General features: G+C 68.7%; 4 protein-coding genes and 2 pseudogenes. 2 read left to right on the top strand and 4 right to left on the bottom strand.

Annotation, left to right across the window (positions count from 1 at the left end):
• Both EAO76_RS47845 and EAO76_RS47840 read right to left on the bottom strand, forming a co-directional pair.
• Window positions 1-263: transposase (locus EAO76_RS47845; protein WP_222872242.1), on the bottom strand; the 263-nt coding region annotated here is incomplete at its 3' end.
• 339 nt (window positions 264-602) lie between these two features.
• A pseudogene (locus tag EAO76_RS47840) lies at window positions 603-866 on the bottom strand (transposase family protein); the annotation flags it as partial.
• 655 nt (window positions 867-1,521) lie between these two features.
• Here EAO76_RS47840 and EAO76_RS39015 point away from each other — a divergent pair.
• Complete coding sequence (locus EAO76_RS39015) at window positions 1,522-2,613, top strand: aminotransferase class I/II-fold pyridoxal phosphate-dependent enzyme (RefSeq protein WP_148840992.1); 1,092 nt, start codon at window positions 1,522-1,524, stop codon at window positions 2,611-2,613.
• On the opposite strand, the gene EAO76_RS39010 is transcribed toward EAO76_RS39015, so the two are convergent.
• The gene (locus EAO76_RS39010) at window positions 2,552-3,385 is read right to left on the bottom strand and encodes a serine hydrolase (protein ID WP_148840991.1); all 834 of its coding nucleotides are present in this window, start codon (window positions 3,383-3,385) and stop codon (window positions 2,552-2,554) included. The genes EAO76_RS39015 and EAO76_RS39010 overlap by 62 nt on opposite strands.
• 295 nt (window positions 3,386-3,680) lie before the next feature.
• Between EAO76_RS39010 and EAO76_RS39000 the strand changes: the two are divergent.
• Window positions 3,681-4,401 (top strand): annotated as a pseudogene (locus tag EAO76_RS39000) (IS6 family transposase).
• A 755-nt stretch (window positions 4,402-5,156) separates the two neighbouring features.
• Here the strand turns inward: EAO76_RS39000 and EAO76_RS38995 are convergent.
• The gene (locus EAO76_RS38995) at window positions 5,157-5,924 is read right to left on the bottom strand and encodes a helix-turn-helix transcriptional regulator (RefSeq protein WP_148840990.1); all 768 of its coding nucleotides are present in this window, start codon (window positions 5,922-5,924) and stop codon (window positions 5,157-5,159) included.
• Window positions 5,925-6,000 lie beyond the last annotated feature (76 nt).

The raw sequence follows: 6,000 nt of genomic DNA, 5'->3' as shown, positions 1-6,000 counted from the left end.
CGGTGCAGCCCGGCCCACACCCGGGCCTTCGTCCACTCGGTGAATCTGCGGTGGGCCGTCGCCCCGGACGGGCCGAACGACGCCGTGGGCAACTGCTGCCACGTGCAGCCCGACGTGGCCACGAACACGATCGCAGCCAGGACCTCCCGATCACCGTGACGGCGCCGACCGCCACCCTGCGGCCGCGACGGCGCCTCCGGCACCACCCGCTGGAACAACTCCCACAACTCGTCCGGCACCAGCCGCTCAACGATCCCCACCATGACCAGCAGCTTACCCAGCCAATTGAGATGACTTCTAAGTCCAGGTCGCAGGGCATCGGTCCATGACGTGCGGTCCCGCCAGTCGGCGATCACGGTGGTCTTCATCGTGTTCTGCTTCTTCTTGCCCGGGACGAACGCACGGCGACCGCCGCGGTTGGCCGGCGGCCTGCGGACCTGGATCCCGGTGGCGTCCAGCCGCAGCTCGACACCTTCGGCCCGGGCGTAGGCGAACACGTCCGTCAGCGTTCGAAGACGCAGGCCGGGACGGTCGGGGACCGCGCACCCCCGCTCGGCCAGGAGCGTACGCATCTCTGCGATCGCACGGGTGATGGTGGAGCGGTCGACGCCGAACAGCAGGCCCAGCACCGAATGCGGCAGGTCGTGCCGCAGATGGATCAGCGTGGCCACCAGCCGGTCGACGAACACCAGCTGGTGGCGGGCGCCGGCACCCGCGGCCCGCTTCCGGACTCCTCCTCGTGCAGCATGGCGTCGGCCCTCGATTCGGGCCTGCCACGGCGCTGCCAACTCCTCGACCAGGCAGGAGAGATGCTGTCGAGAGAGCCCGGTGAACAGCCGATGCGCCAGCACCGCCCGATTGACCATGATCGCCACACTCGGATCATGCCACCTGCCTGGCACGATGCCCCACCCGCCATCACGCACCAACTTGTTAGTTGTCACTGGGGGCTTCAGCTGGGCTGGGTAAACCCCTTGCACGGAGCGCGACGGTTGTCACCGACATCTCGGGTTACTTGTCACCTGCGCGCGTTGTCGCTGCCCCAGCCCCCGGCGTCATGCTTCTCGTGGCCGAGGCAATCGGTGGTCTCGCCCTCCAGCGCGGACTCCAGGACCCGCTTGGTCAGTCGCCGCGGCAGCCCCCTCCCCGGCCAGCCGCAGACCCTCGCTGCGGGCCCGGTCCACAAGCATCGCGACCAACTGCTCATCACTCGTCGGCACGGCCACCGCCGCCGGCTCACCGGCCGGCACCTGCTCGATGATGGTGCCGCTCATCTGGCGTCTCCTTGATCATCGGATCCGCCGGTCATGGAACACTCCCGATCCCGAGGTCGCCTTGAGCGGCGGGTATGGCCGAAGCGGTTCTGATCACCTCACCCAACCTGGACGAGGCCGTTACCAGAAACGGCAGCATGTGGCCTGAAGGCAACCAGCCGCTGGCCGAAACAGTCGCATTGCCTCATTCCGCCCACCGCTTCGATACTGAGCCCGCAGCACCTCGCGACCGACCGACAGGAGACGCATGACCGCATCTCTGTTCGACATGCTGGCGCGGCACGAGTGGATGGAGAAGGAGCGGCAGCGCCCGGGGGAGCGGGTCTTCGTCTCGGACTACAACGGAGGGCATCCGCTGGTCGAGACATATCTGGGGGAGCTCGCCCACACCGCCCCGTACCGCCTGGCCGACGTCAGCCGCTATGCCGGGCTGGACGAGGACGAGTTGCTGCGGGCGAAGATCGCCGGAATGCACCGGCGACACGACGGGGCGGCGTACACCGAGCGCAACGTGATCCCCGCCGGGGGTTCGAGCAGTATCCTCGGCACCGTCGCGACCTGGCTCTCCCTCACCGGCCATAAACGCGTGCACTACATCCCGCCCATCTACTACAAAGCCGCCTACCTCTTCCGTGAGATGGGCATCGAGCCCGTCCGCGTCGCCCGCCGCCACGCCTTCGAGCCCGGCTTCGACCTGGACCTTCCGCGCGAGCCCACAGTGCTGCTGCTCACCGACCCCGTCTGGTACGCGGGCCGACGGGTACCAGACAGGGTGCTGGAGGAGATCGCGGCGTGGCAGCGGGAGACGGGCTCCTGGGTCTTCGTCGACGGCACTTTCCAGTACATGCCGTGGGACGGGCGGTGGGGTGAGGCGAGCGCGCGGCTGCCGGTGGAGCGGACGCTGCGGATGGTGTGCCCGACCAAGCACCTGTCGATCCACGGCTACCGCTGCGCCCATCTGCTGGTCGGCGAGGAACTGCGCGACGACCTCGCCGACCTGCACCTCAATCTGCACGGCGATGTCGCGGTCTCCGAGCGGCTCTTCGCCCACCGCGCGGCCGACGTCATGCTCGGCGAGGGCAACGCGGCGCTGATCCGGCATGTACGGGACCGCCACCGGCTGCTCACCGACCGCGGGGCACTGGCCGAGCAGATGCCGGTCGAGGCGGGGTTCTTCCTCTTCGCCCGCCCATCAGCGCCCCGCGAGCGGTTCCTGGCGCTCGACGCGCCCTTCTTCGAGCTCGACGGCTACGAGGGGTACGTCCGCATCAACCTGCTCAACGGTCCCGGTGTGGACGCCCTGACCGCCGGGGTTCCGGAGGCGCGACGCCACGCATGACAGTGCCACGACCGGCGGAATTCTCGCCGGCGCCGAGGACGTGCCGCCGCTGCCACACGCCGGCGGAGACGCGGGCGAGCAGCCGGGCGGCGGGGTCGTGGACGTTGTCGCCGGAGCCGAGCGGGCCGGTATAGCAGACGGCAAGGGCGTACGGGGCGGCGTCGTCGGGATGGACCACGGCGGCGCAGTGCCGCAGGCCGGGGAACCAGCCGTTCTTGCTGGTCAGCCTGGTGCCTGCCGGCAGCCCCGCGGCCAGGTCGACCCGGTGGGCGTTGTGCTCCAGCAGGGCGAGCACTTGCGGCTCCAGAGATGTCAGCAGCCGCAACAGGTCGAGGGCGGTCACCCGGTTGTGGACACCGGCATCGCGGCCCGCGTAGTCCTCGATGCCGCGGGGGCTGGCGCTGCTGGTGGCGCCGGCCCGCCGCCACACCTCGGCCACGGCGGCGTGGCCGACCTCCCGCAGGCACAAGTTGGTGGCGAGGTTCGACGAGTGCCGCACCATCCGCTCGGCCAGCCAGCGCAGCGACACCCGGTCGCCGATCCGCTGCCAGGGCAGCGGATCGCTGTCGGCCGCAGGATCGTTGGCGTACGTGCCGCCGGCGACCGACCGGAAGCGGTTGACCACCTGCACGGGCAGGTCCAGGTCCACCTCGCTGCGGTACAGCGCGGCGAGCACGGCGACCTTCATGGTGCTGGCCGCGTCATGAGGGACTTCGGCGTTCCGCAGGAGCAGCGGAAGGCCCTGCCACGGCGCCAAGGCAACAGAGAGCACGGCACCGAGCGTAGGTGCGTGCGCACGGCCGCGGTAGCCACATCACCCAGAAAACCACCGACCTCATCCGCGCCGTCCAGCACTGTGGTGTGACCCGGGCGCGGCAGCCGTGGAAGCAGGTCAGGCCGTGGGCGCGGTGGCAGGTCGTCGGCAGGCGGTCGGGCTTGCCCCGCCTCGCCCAGCACGAGCCCGCGGTGGCCTGATGCCCAGCGGCCCGAACTCGTCGAACGGCGCTGTCACGTTGGCGGATGACATGGTTGGATCTTCGGGTTGATCATGCTGGAGGGGGATCGTCGTGGTGAACCCGACGCCGTCGTACAAGGGGCACCGCCACCCGGTCGAAGTCGTCTCCCACTGCGTGTGGCTGTACTTCCGGTTCCCGCTCGGTTACCGCGAGGGGGAGGAACTGATGCTCCGACGCGGCGTGACCGTCTCCTGCGGGACCGTCCGCCGGTGGTGTGCGAAGTCCGGCCAGGCCTACGCCGACGGGCTGCGCCGCCGCCGACCGCGGCCCGGTGACACATGGCATCTCGACGAGGTCCTCATCGAGATCAACGGGGTGCGGCGGTACCTGTGGCGGGCGGTCGACCAGGACGGCAACGTCCTCGACGTCCTGGTGCAGCCCAGGCGGGACACTAAAGCCGCGAAGCGGTTCATGGCCAAGCCGATGCAGAAGCAGCGCCGGGTACCGAGGGTGCCGGTCACCGACAGACTCCGCTCCCGCGGAGCCGCTCACCGGAAGCTGATGCCCTCGGCGGAACACCACCCTCACAAAGGACTGAACAACCGGGCCGAGAACTCTCACCAGCCCACGAGACAGCGGGAACGGGCCATGAAGGGCTTCCTCAGCGCCGGCGCCGCCCAACGGTTCCTGTCCGCGTTCGGCGGCATCTCACCCACACTTCCGTCCCCGGCGGCACCTCCGCACCACCGCCGGGCATCACCTCGAGACGACCATCCGCTTCACCGTCTGGGACCACGACACCGAGAACATCTGCCGACCGGCCGCGGCCTGAACGGGCACCGGAACCACACCCCGGCACGCCTCGAAGCTCCACCGACCAGCCATCCGCCGTCGATGTGACAACGCCGGCCTGATTCATCCGGGTGCAGGGCCTTCAGCTCGGCCGCCTTGGCCAGTCGGCGCTCGGTCGGCGTGGTCCGCTGCGGGTCGTACTCGCTGTGGCAGGTGGAGAACCGGATGCGGGAGCCGGAGGTCCGGGCCGCTGCCTACGCATGTGCTCAAATTTCTCCGACTGGAGAAAATCAGGGAACGGCGATACGCTCGCCACCATCGGGCCGGACCGTGCCGTCGGGGACGATGCGGCCGACCCGCCCCGAGAGGGAGGGCAGGCGAGGAGGTGAAACCGGCACGGGGCGGGAGTACCGGGCAGTACCTGTGGGTCGGGGCGACCCGGTCGTGGTGCCCACCGGCCGGCCACCGTTCGGTGCAGGCATGGGGACCGGAAAATCCATCGGTCGTATGTCTGTCGCGTGCGCTTTTTTTATCGTGCGTCATTCGTCGACATGCGTGGATCATGATATTGGCTTGCCAAGATTTGGTCTGCGGCATCGCGGATTTGAATGCGCGCATTTCCAGGGCGGCGCGCATTTCGTGCATGCTTCGTGTCGCCGTCCGGCCTCGATAATGCGCAATGTCGCCCGCTCGAACATTCGGGGATTCCACGCCGATACGCCCCGATGTACTCGTTCGGCGGGCACGGGAAGCAATCTCTTCCGCCCGCCGACCCGTGCGGCGCGTGAGTGAACGCTACCCGTCGTCCCGCAGTCGCGCGATCAGCTGTGTCCGGGAACGGACTCCCGCTTTCTCGAAGACGTGCTGCACGTGCGTCTTGACGGTGGCCACGCTGATGAACAGCGCGGCACCGATCTCGGCGTTCGCGGCGCCCTCGCAGACCAGGCGGACCACATCGCGCTCGCGAGGGGTGAGCCCCCACGCGGCAACCGGCGGCCCGGTCTCGACGGGGCAGCGGCCGGCCTGGAACGTGTGCTCCAGGAATGCGTGGGCCTTGTCGAGAAAGCCCAGGTCGGATGGGGTGAACTCGCCCAGCTCCGCAGTCCGCAGCAGAGACAGGCCGCCCACGATCCGTGCGCCGCTGTAAAGGTAGAGCTCTGTCTCGTGGCGGAACCCGAGCGGGGCCATGAAGCGCCGATAGTACTCGCCGCGCTCGTATCGCTCCGGCAGGTCGCGCATGGTCACCAGGGGTCGGCGGGGGCCGACGAAGCGCCGCGGGTGGAACGGGTCGAGGCGGTGGTAGTGCGCGGTGTAGCTCCGGTTCTCGGCAGGCCGAATCCGGTGGAACGCGTGATCGACGGCGTTCAGTCGCGCGTCGACGGAGTAGAAGACGATTCCGGAGCAGTTCACCATGTTCGCCAGGAACATCATTGCCTCGGTCTTGAAGCTCCAGAGGCCTTCATTTTCAGGGAGAAGTCGCATCGTTGTCGCCACAACCTCGAAGCGGATTTGCGCGATTCTAGCAGGAACCCGGGAAAGCGAAACAGGCGCGATCTCATACATTGGAATGATGCTCGGGGGCGAGGGACGGGCATAGCTTCGCCTCGGCGATCGGGAATACCGGTCGCAGTGGAGGAAG

This window comes from Streptomyces sp. sk2.1 (assembly GCF_008120935.1).
Lineage (GTDB): Bacteria > Actinomycetota > Actinomycetes > Streptomycetales > Streptomycetaceae > Streptomyces.
Note: the sequence above shows the minus strand (reverse complement) of the source record. Positions and strands in the feature narration are given on the sequence as shown.